Here is a 13302-nt window from a genome sequence, read left to right as displayed (position 1 = left end):
AGCGACTCAGCGGCGTGCCGCGCGCGCCACCAGCCGCTGGTCGCAGGCCAGTGCCCCGCCGGCCAGCGCGGCCAGGCCCACGCCCAGCGCGCAGGCCATGCCCCAGCCGCCGTGGCGCCAGGCCAGCGCACCCAGCGCGGAGCCGCCGGCGGCCCCCGCGAAATAGCTGGTCATGTAGACCGCGTTGATGCGCGAACGGGCCTCGGGCTCGAGCTTGTAGATCACGTTCTGGTTGCTGATGTGCACGCCGGGCAACGCGATGTCGACCACCAGCATGCCCAGCAGGAACCACCCCAGGCTGACGCCGCCGAGCCACAACAAGACCCAGCCCACCGCCAGCAGCAGCACCGACACGGCCGTGACCTGCTGCACCCAGCCGCGATCGCCCAGCCGGCCGGTCACGCTGGCCATCATCGCGCCCGCGACACCCACCAGACCCACCAGGCCGATCTGCACGTCGTTCATGCCGTGCTCCGGGCCCGAGAGCATCAGCGCCATGGTGGAGAACAGCACGCTGACCGAGGCGAAGGTCAGCGCCCCGATCAACGCGCGGCTGCGCAGCCGCGGATGCCGCTGCAGCAGCGTGCCGAGCGAGCGCAGCGTGCGCGCATAGCTCTGCGGCACGGGATTGCGCGAGGTGGGCAGCACGAACCACAGCACCGCCGCGACCGCCACCATGAGCACGCCCGCCACGCGGTAGACCGTGTTCCATCCGCCCACGGCCGACAGCAACCCGGCCACGCTGCGCGCCGCCAGGATGCCGGTGAGCAGCCCGCTCATCATCAGCCCCACCGCGCGGCCGCTGCGCTGCGGGTCGGACAGGGTGGCGGCCATCGGCACCAGCGTCTGCGCCGCGACCGAGAAGAGGCCGGTCATCACCGTGCCCGCGATCAACAGGCCCAGGCTGGTGGCGAAGCCGCTCATGAACAGGCCGATCGAGGCCAGCACCATGAGACCGACCGCGAGGCCGCGGCGCTCGAGCTTGTCGCCCAGCGGCACCAGCAGCAGCAAGCCGCAGGCATAGGCCACCTGCCCCAGCGTGACGGTGAGCGCGGCCGCGGCATCGCTGACCCGCAGGTTGACCGCGATCGAGTGCAGCAGCGGCTGGTTGAAATAGTTGCTGCCCGCACTCAGGCCGGCGGCGACGGCCATCAACAACAGGACGGGGAGGCTCAGTGGGGCGACGGGCGCGCGAGACGAGAGGGAAGCGGAAGACATCCCCTCAGTCTGCCAGGGTCGAGGCCGAGGGCGCAGCGAGGGCCTTGACCGCCGTGGCCTCGAACGCGCACAGCATGCCCTCGTGCGCCAGGCAGGGCACCGGCATCAGCGTGCAGGCCGGCGTCGGCAGTTCACCCCAGACGGCGGCCAGGGTCTGCGCGAGCAAGGCGAGCCGGGCCTCGGTGTGGCCGACCACCAGCACACGCAGGCGCACCACGTGCTGCAGGTCCGCGCCGGCGCCGGCCAGCGCCATGCGCAGATTGCGCAGGGCCTGCGCGATCTGCGCCTCGAAGTCCGGCGACAGCGCGCCGGTCGCGTCCTCGCCGCCCTGCGCCGCGAGGTAGATGAAGCGCGCGGGTGCGGTGGCGACCGCCACATGCGAGCCGCCATCGGCGCGCCGGCCGGCCAGCCGCGGCGGGTTGATGAACAGCGGCAAGGCGGCCGGCACATGCGGGGAGAGCGTGAAGAAGGACATGCGGGGCAGGGGGGATGGAGGAAGGCGCTAGTATCGGATCTCAACTTAACTTGAGGTCAAGCGTTTCGCTCGATCGACCCTCGGAGCCCCATGGCCAATACCCCCTCTCCCGCACCGGACCCGGCCGCCCCCTCGCCCGAACTCGGCGTCGGCGAACTGGCCGCGCGCAGTGGCGTCGCCGTGTCGGCGTTGCATTTCTATGAATCGCGCGGGTTGATCCATGCCGAGCGCAGCGCCGGCAATCAGCGGCGCTATCCGCGCGCGGTGCTGCGGCGCGTGGCCTTCATCAAGGTGGCGCAGCGCGTGGGCATCCCGCTCGGTACCATCGCCGACGCGTTGCAGGCCCTGCCGGCCGGGCGCACGCCCAACGGGGCCGACTGGCGCCGGCTGTCGAGCGAGTGGCGCGACGAACTCGACGAACGCATCCGCACGCTCACGCAGATGCGCAACCAGCTCGACGGCTGCATCGGCTGCGGCTGCCTGTCGCTCAAGGTCTGCCCGCTGCGCAATCCGCTGGACACGCTGGCGCAGTTGGGGCCGGGGCCGCACTTCGATGCGGCGCAATCCGAAGTCCCTTAGTCAGACCTCAAGGCTCGACGTGGCGCGCCCCCAGCGAACGGCGCAGCGCCTCGATCAGGCCGTCGACCTCGGCATCGGGCGGGAACACGTCGCTGCCGCCGCGCCGAGCAGAAGGGGCCGGCTGCGGGCGCTCATGGCTCAGGCCTGCGTTGCGCGCCAGGCGGCCAGCACGGTCGGCAGTTGCGCCATGTCGGTGAAGATCTGCACCGCACCCGCGGCGCGCAATGCCTCCGCCCCGCTGTGGCCCAGGCCGCCCGGGCTGTAGCCGAACACCGTGGCGCCGGCCGCGACGCCGGCCGTGGCGCCGGTCACGGTGTCTTCCACCACCGCGCAGCGCGCCGGGTCGACGTCGAGCGCGGCGGCCGCCGCGAGGTAGACGTCGGGCGCGGGCTTGGAGCGTGGCATCTCGTGGCCGCTGAACACACGGCCCGCGAACAGCTCGGCCAGGCCGACCATGCGCAGTTGCATCTCGACCTTGAGACGGTCGGCACCTGAAGCGCAGGCGATGCGGCCGTCGAGCGTGGCATGCAGTTCACGCACCGCCGCGGGGGCGCCGGGAATCTCGACCAGCTCGTTCGCCAAGCGTTCGTTGCGGCGCGCCCAGAAGCTCTGGAGCCACTCGGGGGTGACCGGACTGCCGGTGTTCGCCTCGATCAAAGCGGCCTCGTCCTTGACGGCCTTGCCGACGAAGATGCGCATGCACTCGTCGCTGGTGAGCGTCCAGCCGCGCTCTTCGAGCATGTCGCGCAGGACGCCGTTGGTGATGGGTTCGGAGTCGACGAGGACGCCGTCGCAGTCGAAGAGGACGGCGGAGAAGGGGAAAGAAGTCATGGTGTTTGGCTTTGTGCGGGGACTGCCCTTGGATGGTATCAACCGGCATTGGAATGTTCGGTCTGGGGCCGGGTCTCGCCCCGGCGGGCGACTCACTTTCTTTTGCTTCGCCAAAAGAAAGTAAGCAAAGAAAAGGCGACCCTGCTGTCTGCGTCCCTCCGCTTCGCTGCGGGCAACCTGCGGTGCTCGCGGTTCGCGGGGTCTCGCTCGAACTCGCTTCGCTCAGACAATCGCGAGCCCTGATCCGCGAACCGCTGCGCTCCTCGGCGCAGACAGAAGGGATTTGGGAGCGGGAACCGAACGGGCCATCGCTTCGCTCGGCCCGAGAGGGCCGCAACACTCACTGCGACAGCAGCGGCACCCGCAAGCATGACCCAATGATCCAGCACCGCAGGCGCAAAGCGCCTGTGGTGCGTGGAGGCCGAGCGAAGCAAAGGCCCGATTGCTCTTCAAGCCCCTCTGGATGCGCTGAGGAGCGGAGCGTTTCGCGGATCAGGGCTCGCTCATGTTTGAGCGAAGCGAGTTCGAGCGAGACCCCGCGAAACGTGAGCACCGCAGGGTGCCCCGGAGCGAAGCGCAGGGGTCGCAGCCAGTGGGGTCGCCTTTCTTTTGCTTACTTTTCTTTGGCGAAGCAAAGAAAAGTGAGTCGCCCGCCGGGGCGAGACCCGGCCCCAGCCTCCAATCACCCGACAGATCGAATAGGGATATAGATCTCTCCCCCTCCAGCAGCAAACTCCTCAGACTTTTCCAACATCCCCTCACTCAAAGCCTGCGCTTCAGCAACCCCCTTCGCTGCCGCGTACTCCCTCACCTCCTGCGTGATCTTCATCGAGCAGAACTTGGGCCCGCACATCGAGCAGAAGTGCGCCACCTTGCTCGAGTCCTTCGGCAGCGTCTCGTCATGGAATTCGCGCGCCGTATCGGGATCGAGACCGAGGTTGAACTGGTCCTGCCAGCGGAACTCGAAGCGCGCCTTGCTCAGCGCATCGTCACGCGAACGCGCCCCCGGATGCCCCTTGGCCACATCGGCGGCATGCGCCGCGATCTTGTACGCGATGATCCCCTGCTTCACGTCGTCGCGGTCCGGCAGGCCCAGGTGCTCCTTCGGCGTCACGTAGCAGAGCATCGCCGTCCCGGCCCAGCCGATCATCGCCGCGCCGATGGCGCTGGAGATGTGGTCGTAGCCCGGCGCGATGTCGATGGTCAGCGGGCCCAATGTGTAGAACGGGGCCTCGTGGCAGTGCTTGAGCTGCTCGTCCATGTTGGCCTGGATCATGTGCATCGGCACGTGGCCCGGGCCTTCGATCATGGTCTGCACGTCGTGCTTCCAGGCCACCTGCGTGAGCTCGCCCAGGGTGCGCAGCTCGGCGAACTGCGCCTCGTCGTTGGCGTCGGCGCCCGAGCCCGGCCGCAGGCCGTCGCCCAGCGAGAAGCTCACGTCGTAGGCTTTCATGATGTCGCAGATGTCCTCGAAGTGCTCGTACAGGAAGCTCTCCTTGTGGTGCGCGATGCACCACTTGGCCATGATCGATCCGCCGCGCGAGACGATGCCGGTCATGCGGTCCGCAGTCAGGTGAATGAAGGGCAGGCGCACGCCGGCGTGGATGGTGAAGTAGTCGATGCCCTGCTCGGCCTGCTCGATCAGCGTGTCGCGGAAGATCGCCCAGCTCAGGTCTTCGGCCACGCCGCCCACTTTCTCCAGCGCCTGGTAGATCGGCACGGTGCCGATGGGCACCGGGCTGTTGCGCACGATCCAGTCGCGCGTGGTGTGGATGTTCTTGCCGGTCGACAGGTCCATCACGTTGTCGGCGCCCCAGCGGATGGCCCACACCAGCTTCTCGACCTCTTCCTCGATGCTCGACGTGACGGCGGAGTTGCCGATGTTGGCGTTGATCTTGACCTTGAAGTTGCGCCCGATCGCCATCGGCTCGACCTCGGGGTGGTTGATGTTGGCCGGGATGATCGCGCGGCCGCGGGCCACCTCGTCGCGCACGAACTCGGGCGTGATGATGCGCGGAATGCTGGCACCCATCGGATTGCCGGCCACGCGCTTGGCGCGCTCCTCGTTGGCTAGGTATTCGGCCATCCACTCGCGCTTGCCGTTCTCGCGCAACGCCACGTACTCCATCTCGGGCGTGACGATGCCGCGGCGCGCGTAGTGCATCTGCGTGACGTTGGCGCCGCTTCTTGCACGACGGGGCGCGCGTTGCAGCGCGGCCGCGTCGGCGCGCAGCTGCGCGATGCGCTCGTTCTCTTCGTTCTTGCCGCCATCGTCCAGCGCGACGCGCGTGCGTCCTTCGTAGCCCTCGGTGTCGCCGCGCTCGGCGATCCATGCGCCGCGCAGGTCGGGCAGGCCGCGGCGCACGTCGATGTCGACCGAGGCGTCGGTATAGGGCCCCGAGGTGTCGTAGAGCGACACCACCTCGCCGTTGCTCAGGGCGACGTCGCGCACCGGCACGCGCAGGTCGGGCCGGCTGCCGGCGATGAAGGACTTGGTCGAAGCGGGAAAGGGCTCGCGTGTGAGCGTGAGCAGCGAGGCGAAATTGTCGATGGCGTTCATGGGGCACTCCTGGTTTGAATGGGTGCTCCGCAATCGCTCGACGGACCCATGGCCCCGTCAAGAAAACAGGGACCTGCGGGTCAGGGGAACTGCAGCTCTTCTTACGCCGGTACTAACCGGTTCAAGTTCGCGGGATCAGCGATAGGGATCGCCATCTCAGCACGTTGCACGTGCGCCCCGGAGCGGGGTGGATTCTAGGAGTGCATCGCCGCGACCGCAATGCCTTTGATGCATCCGCAACGGCGCGCGATGGCATCGCGGTGTCAATCGCCTGTCACGAACGGGGCAGAAGATTGAGGCGCAAATGGTAGTTGTGTATTTTGTTGCAACTCCACGGATGCGCCACAACGCCCGGTTCCCCACTCCTTCAATTTCAGGAAACCCTCGATGACTTCCACGCCCTCTTTCCTGCGTGTCCAGGCCCAGCGGCTGACGGCCGCTGCCGCGGTCGTGCTTCTGGCCGGCGTGCTCGCCGCCTGCGGCGGCGGCAGCGGCGGCAATGCGCCCACGACGCCGACCACGCCCACCCCACCGACGACCCCGACCACGCCGACGGACCCCGCCGTCAAGCCCGAGATGCGCTGCGCGCCCTGAACCCCTCGTCAAGAACACAAAGCACAACACCATCATGACTTCACGCCGCAACTTCCTGCGCAGCACCGCCACCACCGGCATGGCCGCGGCCACGCTGGCCGCCTTCCCGCCCAGCATCCGCCGCGCGCTCGCCATCGAGGCGAACAACGCCACCGGCACGATCATGGACGTCGAGCACGTCGTGATCCTGATGCAGGAGAACCGCTCCTTCGATCACTACTTCGGCACCTTGATGGGCGTGCGCGGCTTCGGCGACCGTTTCACCGTCCCGCTCGCCAAGGGCCTCAACGTCTGGCAGCAGAGCGATGCCAACGGCAAGCCCCTCCTGCCTTACCACCTCGACGGCACGCAGGGCAACGCCCAGCGCGTGAGCGGCACGCCGCACTCGTGGAGCGACGGCCAGGACGCCTGGGACGGTGGCCGCATGAGCCAGTGGCCGCGCTACAAGGAAACGCCCTCGATGGGCTACTTCAAGGAAGCCGAACTGCCCTTCCAGTTCTCGCTCGCCAATGCCTTCACGCTGTGCGACGCCTACCACTGCGCGATGCACACCGGCACCAACTCCAACCGCCTGTTCCTCTGGACTGGCACCAACGGCCCGACCGGCGCCAACGTGGCCGTGGTCAACAACGAGTGGGATGCGCTCGACTACCCGGTCACCGGCTACCAGTGGAAGACCTATCCGGAACGGCTGGAAGAAGCCAAGGTCAGCTGGATCGTCTACCAGAACATGCCGGACAACTACACCGACAACTCGCTGGCCGGCTTCCTGCAATACCGCCAGGCCAACATCGCCTCGGGCAAGCCGGTGAGCCCGCTCGGCAACGTGGTTTCGCCGGCCTACGACCCGGCCAGCGACAACGTGGGCAACCCGCTCTACAAGGGCATCGCCAACACCATGCCCGACGGCGGCTTCCTCGAGACCTTCCGCCAGGACATCAAGAACCGCAAACTGCCGCAGGTGTCATGGATCGTCGCACCCGAAACCTACTCCGAGCACCCCGGCCCTTCGAGCCCAGTGCAGGGCGCCTGGTACACACAGCAGGTGCTGGACGCACTCACCGCCGTGCCCGAGGTCTGGAGCAAGACCGTGCTGCTGATCAACTTCGACGAGAACGACGGTTACTTCGACCACGTGCCCTCGCCTGCAGCGCCCTCGCTCAACCCCGACGGCAGCGCCGCCGGCAAGACCACGTTGCCAGCGGCAGACATCGACTTCGAGCGCTTCATGCATTCCGCGCCGCCCGGCACCAAGAAGCAGCCGAAGCCCGACGGTCGCGTCTACGGTCCTGGCGTGCGCGTGCCGATGTACGTGGTCTCGCCCTGGAGCCGCGGCGGCTGGGTCAATTCGCAGGCATTCGACCACACCTCGGTGGTGCGCTTCCTCGAAGCGCGCTTCGGCGTCAAGGAACCCAACATCAGCGCCTTCCGCCGCGCGGTGTGCGGTGACCTGACCAGCGCCTTCAACTTCAAGACGCCCAACAGCGAAGTGCTGCCCACGCTCGCAGGCCGCAAGAGCAAGAGCGAGGCCGACACGCTGCGCATCGAGCAGGGGAAGCTATTGCAGATCGTGCCGCCGGCCAATGCGCAATTGCCACGCCAGGCACTGGGCACCAAGCCCTCGCGCGCCCTGCCCTACGAACTGCATGTGAGCGCGCGCGCCGACGCGCTGAGCGGCAACGCACGGCTGCTGTTCGCCAACACCGGCACGGCCGGCGCGGTGTTCCATGTCTACGACAAGCTGCACCTCGACCGGCTGCCGCGCCGCTACATGGTGGAAGCCGGCAAGACGCTGGACGATGCCTGGAGCACGGCGACCGACGACGGCCTCTACGACCTCTGGGTGCTGGGCCCCAACGGTTTCCATCGCCACTTCAAGGGCGACCTGAAGCAACTGCGCGACAGCAAGGCCGCCATCCCCGAAGTGCGTGTCTGCTACGACATCGCCAACGGCAACGTCTACCTGAGCATGAACAACACGGGCAAGAACGCGGTGAAGTTCACCCTTCAGGCCAAGGCCTATCGCGAGGACGGCCCCTGGACCGCGACGGTGGCCGGCGGTGCCACGGCCGAGCAGCACTGGGAGCTCGCGGGCAGCGGACGCTGGTACGACTTCGCCGTGACCTGCGATGCCGATCCGGCCTACTACCGGCGCTTCGCGGGCCGCGTGGAAACCGGCCAGCACTCGGTGAGCGACCCGGCGATGGGGCTGACCAGCCTCTGATCGTCACGCACTGAAGAAGAGAAGACGGCCCGCCCTGCGCGGGCCGTTGCCGTTTCAGGCGGTGGTGTCGGGCACGCCGGCCAGCAGCGCCAGGGCCTGTGCATGCAGCGTCGGCGTGGCGGCCGCCAGCACGCGGCCGTTCGAGCCGATGTGCAACGCGCGGCCCCGCCAATCGGTGATCACGCCACCCGCGCCCTCGACCACGCCGACCAGCGCCATGTAGTCGTAGGGCTGCAGCTGGCATTCGGCCACCAGGTCGACGTGACCGCCGGCGAGCTGTGCATAGCCGTAGCAGTCGCCACCGAAGCGGCGCATCGCGCAGGCCTTGCTGAGCGCATCGTAGGCGGCCCACTCGTCGGACGCGAAGGCATCGGGCGAGGTCGTGACGATGCGCGCCTGCGCCAGCGTGGTGCAACCGCTGGCGTGCACCGCGCGGTCGTTGCAGCAGGCACCGCGGCCGGCCTGGCCGATCCAGCGTTCGCCCAGCACCGGCATGTCGATCAGGCCGAGTTCGACGCGGCCGCCATGCACCAATGCGATCAGCGTGCCCCACAGCGGCGAGCCGGTGATGAAGCTCTTGGTGCCGTCGATGGGATCGAGCACCCAGACATGCGCGGCGTCGATGCGCTCGCGGCCATGCTCCTCGCCCAGGATGCCGTGCGTGGGCACCTGCGCGTTCAGCCATGCGCGCATGGCCGCTTCGGCCGCGCGGTCGGCCATGGTGACCGGGCTGGCATCGGCCTTGATGTCGACCGCCAGGGCGGTACGGAAAGTGCGTAGCGAATGCGCGGCCGCCAGGTCCGCCAACTGGCCGGCCAGCGCGGGGAAATCGATCGAATCGATCGGAAAAGCAGGGAGCTTGGAAGACATGAAGGGGTCTCGGCGGAGGGCTGAAGGGTGTCAAGGCGTTGTCATACGCATCGATCAATATCGTGGCATAGATGGTGCTTGTGGATATTGTTGCAAACAACCACTAAACACACAAATGCAATTATTTGCACAACGTTGGTGAAGCGCCTCGATCCGTCCCGCCCCATTTCCGATCACTGCACTCTGGAGTCCCCCATGTCCGCCATCGCTTCCTTCTCTTCCCGCTTCCGCACCACGGCCGTGCTCGCCGCCGCCCTGCTGGCCGCTGCCGCGCACGCCGGCACCATCACCGTCTACTCGGCGCTCGAGGAAGACGAGATCAAGGACTATGTCGCGGCCGCCAAGAAGGATATGCCCGACGTCGACGTGAAGGTGCTTCGCCTGTCGACCGGCGACCTGGGTGCACGCATCCTGGCCGAGTCGGCCAACCCGCAGCACGACGTGATCTGGGGCTGGGCGCTGACCAACATGCTCGACCCGCGCATCACCGCGCTGCTCGAGCCCTATGCGGCCAAGGGCAGCGAGAAGCTGGCGTCCGCCAACAAGGCCGCCGACGGCAAGTGGTTCACCACCACCGGCTACGTGGGCGCGTTCTGCGTCAACACCGAAGTGCTCAAGGCCAAGAACCTGCCCATGCCCACCAGCTGGAAGGACCTGAGCAACCCGATCTACAAGGGCGAGGTCGTGATGCCCAACCCCGTGTCCTCGGGCACCGGCTACCTGCAGATCGCGGCGCTGCTGCAGTCCAAGGGCAGCGACGAAGGCTGGAAGTTCCTGAAGACGCTCGACGGCAACGTGGCGCAGTACATCAAGTCGGGCTCGCGCCCGTGCAAGGCCGCGCGCGCCGGCGAGTTCGCGATCGGCACCTCGCTGGCCTTCGCGGCCATGCAGTCGGTCGAGGAAGGCTACCCGGTGAAGATGGTGATCCCGAGCGACGGCGCGGGCTACGAGCTCGAGGCCTCGGGCCTGATGGCCAAGGCCCGCAACAAGGCCGACGCGCAGCGCTTCCTCGACTGGACCCTGTCGCCCGGCGCCACCGCGCTCTACACCAAGTACAAGGAAATGGTCACGATCCCGGGCGCGCCGCAATCGAAGGCCGCCAAGGCCGCGGGCCTGCCGGCCGACCTGAGCACCGTGCTCTACAAGATGGACTTCGCGCAATCGGCCAAGGACCGCGACGCGATCCTCTCGGCCTGGACCAAGAACATCGGCCGCTGATCGCGCCCTCGCGACGACAGAACGAGCACACGAACAGGACGGCATCGCACGATGGCACTGCAGATCAGGAACCTCCACAAGAGCTTCGGCGGCCAGCCCGCGCTGGAGCGCATCGAACTCGACGTGGGGGGCGCCGAATTCGTCTGCCTGCTGGGCCCGAGCGGCTGCGGCAAGACCACGCTGCTGCGCATCATCGCGGGCCTGATGGCCGCCGACGGCGGCAGCGTGTCGCTCCACGGCCGCGACCTGGCGCAAATGCCGGCGCGCGAACGCGGTTTCGGCATCGTGTTCCAGTCCTATTCGCTGTTCCCGCACATGACGGTGGCGCAGAACGTGGGCTACGGCCTGCGCATCCGCGGCGAGAAAGCGGCCAGCATCGACCAGCGCGTGGCCGTGCTGCTCGACATGGTCAAGCTGCCGGGCTTCGGTGCGCGCTTCCCGGGCCAGCTCTCGGGCGGGCAGCAGCAGCGCGTGGCCATCGCGCGCGCGCTGGCCGTCAACCCGTCGCTGCTGCTGCTCGACGAACCGTTGTCGGCGCTCGATGCCCGCGTGCGCGCCGACCTGCGCGGCGAGCTGCGCGAGGTGCAGCGCAGCCTGGGCATCCCCACGCTGATGGTCACGCACGACCAAGAAGAGGCCATGTCGATGGCCGACACCATCGTCTGCATGAACCACGGGCACATCGAGCAACAGGGGGCGCCGCAGGACCTCTACCTGCGCCCGCGCACCCGCTTCGTGGCCGACTTCATGGGCCACAGCAACCTGCTGCCGCCCGCGCTCGCGCGCCAGTGGGTGCCCGCGCTGCCGCCGCTGCCCGCGGGCCTCTCCGAAGCCGACGCGCTGCTGTGCGTGCGGCCCGAGCGCATTCGGCTCGGCACCCCCTCGGAAGCGGTCGGCCAGGTCACGGGCATTTCCTTCCTCGGCAGCATCCAGCGCGTGCGGCTGCGCTGGAACGACCACGACCTGCTGGCCGAGACCTCGAGCGCGGTCCCGCTGCAGCCGGGCCAGAGCGTCTTCCTCGCGGTCGGGGCCGACGACTGCAGCTGGGTGCGCGCATGACGCCCTCGCTGCCCCTGCACGCCGCCGACCGCTGGCTGCTGCGCGCCTGCCTCTGGCTGCCGCTGGCCGGACTGCTGCTGTTCTTCGGCCTGCCGATGCTGGCGATCGCCTGGCGCAGCCTGATGCAGGACGGCGCGGGCGGCAGCATCGGCATCGGCAACTACGCGGCGCTGTGGGACACCCCCGGCGTCTGGCGCGCGCTCGGCAACAGCCTGCTGCTGGGCGGGGCGACCACGGTGGTCACGCTGCTGCTGGCCTTCGTCGTGGCCTTCGGCATCGAGCGCACCTGCATGCCCGGGCGCCACTTCACCGCCATCGGCATGTCGCTGCCGGTGCTCGCGCCCTCGCTGGTGCTGGGGCTGGGCCTGATCTTCCTGCTGGGGCGCAACGGCGTGGTGGGCAAGGCCTTCGGCGTGCGGCCCGAGATCTACGGCTTCTGGGGCCTGCTGATCGCCGATGTGCTCTACGCGCTGCCGCAGGCGGTGCTGATCCTGCGCACCGCGCTGCGCCATGGCGACGCGCGCCAGTACGACGCGGCCGAGGTGCTGGGCGCCACGCCCTGGCGGCAGTTCGTCGACATCACGTTGCCGGGTGTGCGTTACGGCGTGCTGAGCGCCGGCTTCGTGGTGTTCACGCTGACCATCACCGACTTCGGCAACGCGGTGGTCATCGGCGGCAACTTCCAGGTGCTGGCCACCGAGATCTACAACCAGGTCAGCGGCCAGATGAAGTTCGGCATGGGCGCGGTGATCGGCATCGTGCTGCTGGTGCCGGCCGCGCTGTCGGTGGCGATCGAACACCTGGCGGCGCAGCGGCAGGCCGGCCTGGGCGCCGAGTCGGCCCAGCCGCCGGTGCCCAAGCCCCGGCCGGCCCGCGACGGCGCCTTCTTCGCGGCCTCGCTGCTGATCGTGGGCGCGATCTACGCGGTGGTGCTGACGGTGGTGGTGGCAGGCTTCATCCGGCTCTGGCCCTACAAGCTCGACCTCACGCTCAAGCACTACGACATCCAGATCGCGGGCGGCTATGCCCCGCTGTGGACCTCGATCGGCGTCTCGCTGATCGCCGCGGGCGTGGGCACGGTGCTGCTGTTCCTGCTGGCCTTCGGCGTGCAGCGGCTGCCCGGGCGCACCGCCAACGCGGCGCGGCTGCTGAGCGCGCTGCCGGTGGCGGTGCCCGGCCTGGTGCTGGGCCTGGCCTACGTCTTCACCTTCAACTCGGCCGACATGCCCTGGGGCCTGCTCTACGGCAGCATGGTGCTGCTGGCGATGTGCAACTACTACCACCACCACACGCAGGGATTTGTGAGCATGATGACGGGCATGCGCACCGTCCCCGTCGCCCTCGAAGACGCCACCACGGTGCTGGGCGGCGGCGTGGCGCGCGTGCTGGCCGACGTCTACTGGCCCGCGCTGCGCACCACGCTGCTGGCCATCGCGGTGTTCCTGTTCATGCGCTCGATGGTCACGTTGTCGGCCGTGATCTTCCTCATCACGCCCTCGCTCACGATGAGCGCGGTCACGGTGATGCGGCTCGACGAAGCCGGCTTCACCTCGCAGGCCGCGGCCTTCTCCACCTGCATCATGGCGGTGGTCGGCGCGATGGCGCTGCTGCTGCACCTGATCACACGCCGCCCCTTGCCGGCGGCCCACTGAAACCCGTACCGTTTTGTCCACC

The 13302-nt window shown here is 68.4% G+C and carries 11 protein-coding genes and 1 riboswitch; of the genes, 6 read left to right on the top strand and 5 right to left on the bottom strand.

The features are described from left to right. Nucleotides 1-6: 6 nt before the first annotated feature. Together ACSFBC_RS26300 and ACSFBC_RS26295 are read right to left on the bottom strand one after the other, a co-directional pair. Nucleotides 7-1152, bottom strand: coding sequence for an MFS transporter (locus ACSFBC_RS26300; RefSeq protein WP_435513277.1), 1146 nt, complete (start codon nucleotides 1150-1152; stop codon nucleotides 7-9). A gap of 70 nt (nucleotides 1153-1222) precedes the next feature. Next, nucleotides 1223-1693 carry a RidA family protein gene (locus ACSFBC_RS26295; RefSeq protein WP_435513276.1) on the bottom strand — a complete coding sequence of 157 codons (471 nt, stop codon included), beginning with the start codon at nucleotides 1691-1693 and terminating at the stop codon, nucleotides 1223-1225. A 90-nt stretch (nucleotides 1694-1783) separates the two neighbouring features. Here ACSFBC_RS26295 and soxR point away from each other — a divergent pair, with 90 nt between their 5' ends. After that, the gene (soxR, locus tag ACSFBC_RS26290) at nucleotides 1784-2272 is read left to right on the top strand and encodes a redox-sensitive transcriptional activator SoxR (RefSeq protein WP_435513275.1); all 489 of its coding nucleotides are present in this window, start codon (nucleotides 1784-1786) and stop codon (nucleotides 2270-2272) included. 138 nt (nucleotides 2273-2410) lie between these two features. Here the strand turns inward: soxR and ACSFBC_RS26285 are convergent, their stop codons facing one another. Then, on the bottom strand, nucleotides 2411-3103 hold the full coding sequence (locus ACSFBC_RS26285) for an HAD family hydrolase (protein WP_435513274.1): 693 nt from the start codon (nucleotides 3101-3103) through the stop codon (nucleotides 2411-2413). A gap of 682 nt (nucleotides 3104-3785) precedes the next feature. Beyond that, nucleotides 3786-5663 carry a phosphomethylpyrimidine synthase ThiC gene (gene thiC, locus ACSFBC_RS26280; RefSeq protein ID WP_435513273.1) on the bottom strand — a complete coding sequence of 626 codons (1878 nt, stop codon included), beginning with the start codon at nucleotides 5661-5663 and terminating at the stop codon, nucleotides 3786-3788. An 81-nt stretch (nucleotides 5664-5744) separates the two neighbouring features. Then, nucleotides 5745-5853: riboswitch (TPP riboswitch) on the bottom strand. Nucleotides 5854-6050: 197 nt separating this feature from the next. Here thiC and ACSFBC_RS26275 point away from each other — a divergent pair. Both ACSFBC_RS26275 and ACSFBC_RS26270 read left to right on the top strand, forming a co-directional pair. Beyond that, nucleotides 6051-6257: a hypothetical protein gene (locus ACSFBC_RS26275; protein WP_435513272.1), complete on the top strand. Its 207-nt coding sequence runs from the start codon at nucleotides 6051-6053 to the stop codon at nucleotides 6255-6257. A gap of 34 nt (nucleotides 6258-6291) precedes the next feature. Continuing rightward, nucleotides 6292-8481, top strand: a complete 2190-nt coding sequence (locus tag ACSFBC_RS26270) for a phosphocholine-specific phospholipase C (protein WP_435513271.1) — start codon at nucleotides 6292-6294, stop codon at nucleotides 8479-8481. A gap of 54 nt (nucleotides 8482-8535) precedes the next feature. On the opposite strand, the gene hisN is transcribed toward ACSFBC_RS26270, so the two are convergent. Then, complete coding sequence (hisN, locus tag ACSFBC_RS26265) at nucleotides 8536-9351, bottom strand: histidinol-phosphatase (RefSeq protein ID WP_435513270.1); 816 nt, start codon at nucleotides 9349-9351, stop codon at nucleotides 8536-8538. Nucleotides 9352-9546: 195 nt separating this feature from the next. Between hisN and ACSFBC_RS26260 the strand changes: the two genes are divergently transcribed. From ACSFBC_RS26260 to ACSFBC_RS26250, 3 genes are read left to right on the top strand one after another with little or no spacing between them, the layout of a single operon-like run. After that, nucleotides 9547-10569, top strand: a complete 1023-nt coding sequence (locus ACSFBC_RS26260; RefSeq protein ID WP_435513269.1) for an ABC transporter substrate-binding protein — start codon at nucleotides 9547-9549, stop codon at nucleotides 10567-10569. Between the two features lie 51 nt (nucleotides 10570-10620). Beyond that, nucleotides 10621-11628 carry an ABC transporter ATP-binding protein gene (locus ACSFBC_RS26255; protein ID WP_435513268.1) on the top strand — a complete coding sequence of 336 codons (1008 nt, stop codon included), beginning with the start codon at nucleotides 10621-10623 and terminating at the stop codon, nucleotides 11626-11628. Beyond that, entirely contained in the window at nucleotides 11625-13280 is a 1656-nt protein-coding gene (locus tag ACSFBC_RS26250) for an ABC transporter permease subunit (protein WP_435513267.1), read from the top strand. The genes ACSFBC_RS26255 and ACSFBC_RS26250 overlap by 4 nt, the downstream gene beginning before the upstream one ends. Nucleotides 13281-13302: the final 22 nt, after the last annotated feature.

The organism is Variovorax frigidus (genome assembly GCF_051216515.1).
GTDB lineage: Bacteria > Pseudomonadota > Gammaproteobacteria > Burkholderiales > Burkholderiaceae_C > Variovorax.
The sequence above is the reverse complement of the archived record's forward strand: the minus strand, read 5'-3'. Positions and strand labels throughout refer to the sequence as shown.

What these genes read in the sequence shown, in the direction of transcription:
- ACSFBC_RS26300 (WP_435513277.1), bottom strand. Translation starts at nt 1,152, where the DNA reads ATGGCCGTCGCCGCCGGCCTGAGTGCGGGCAGCAACTATTTCAACCAG.
- ACSFBC_RS26295 (WP_435513276.1), bottom strand. Translation starts at nt 1,693, where the DNA reads ATGTCCTTCTTCACGCTCTCCCCGCATGTGCCGGCCGCCTTGCCGCTG.
- soxR (WP_435513275.1), top strand. Translation starts at nt 1,784, where the DNA reads ATGGCCAATACCCCCTCTCCCGCACCGGACCCGGCCGCCCCCTCGCCC.
- ACSFBC_RS26285 (WP_435513274.1), bottom strand. Translation starts at nt 3,103, where the DNA reads ATGACTTCTTTCCCCTTCTCCGCCGTCCTCTTCGACTGCGACGGCGTC.
- thiC (WP_435513273.1), bottom strand. Translation starts at nt 5,663, where the DNA reads ATGAACGCCATCGACAATTTCGCCTCGCTGCTCACGCTCACACGCGAG.
- ACSFBC_RS26275 (WP_435513272.1), top strand. Translation starts at nt 6,051, where the DNA reads ATGACTTCCACGCCCTCTTTCCTGCGTGTCCAGGCCCAGCGGCTGACG.
- ACSFBC_RS26270 (WP_435513271.1), top strand. Translation starts at nt 6,292, where the DNA reads ATGACTTCACGCCGCAACTTCCTGCGCAGCACCGCCACCACCGGCATG.
- hisN (WP_435513270.1), bottom strand. Translation starts at nt 9,351, where the DNA reads ATGTCTTCCAAGCTCCCTGCTTTTCCGATCGATTCGATCGATTTCCCC.
- ACSFBC_RS26260 (WP_435513269.1), top strand. Translation starts at nt 9,547, where the DNA reads ATGTCCGCCATCGCTTCCTTCTCTTCCCGCTTCCGCACCACGGCCGTG.
- ACSFBC_RS26255 (WP_435513268.1), top strand. Translation starts at nt 10,621, where the DNA reads ATGGCACTGCAGATCAGGAACCTCCACAAGAGCTTCGGCGGCCAGCCC.
- ACSFBC_RS26250 (WP_435513267.1), top strand. Translation starts at nt 11,625, where the DNA reads ATGACGCCCTCGCTGCCCCTGCACGCCGCCGACCGCTGGCTGCTGCGC.